Source organism: Stenotrophomonas sp. SrG, assembly GCF_050031795.1.
GTDB classification, from domain to species: domain Bacteria; phylum Pseudomonadota; class Gammaproteobacteria; order Xanthomonadales; family Xanthomonadaceae; genus Stenotrophomonas; species Stenotrophomonas rhizophila_A.
Genome location: NZ_JBNBBE010001021.1, coordinates 1 through 241, shown reverse-complemented (window position 1 = coordinate 241; position 241 = coordinate 1). Strand labels below are relative to the sequence as shown.

Genomic DNA, 241 nt, shown 5'->3' with positions numbered 1-241 from the left:
GGGTGGCCGCTTCGCCCATGAATTCCTGGTAGTCCCCCGGTGGGGCGCGGTTCGCCTGGCCGTCGGCATCGGGGTAATCGGGAATGCGCGAGGCGGTGCTGCAGCCGGGGCCGGTGAGGACGAACAGGCGGCGGGCGCGGTCGATGAAGTCGGCCAGGGGGGTCGGCATGCGAGCTCGATGGGGGGGATTGGCGGGTTCGCAATCGCCCCTGCCCGTTCAGGGTCCGGCACTCTCGGCCGG

General features: G+C 72.2%; 1 pseudogene. It reads right to left on the bottom strand.

Annotation, left to right across the window (positions count from 1 at the left end):
- Nucleotides 1-169 (bottom strand): annotated as a pseudogene (locus tag ACQG3P_RS22580) (NAD-dependent protein deacetylase); the annotation flags it as partial.
- Nucleotides 170-241 lie beyond the last annotated feature (72 nt).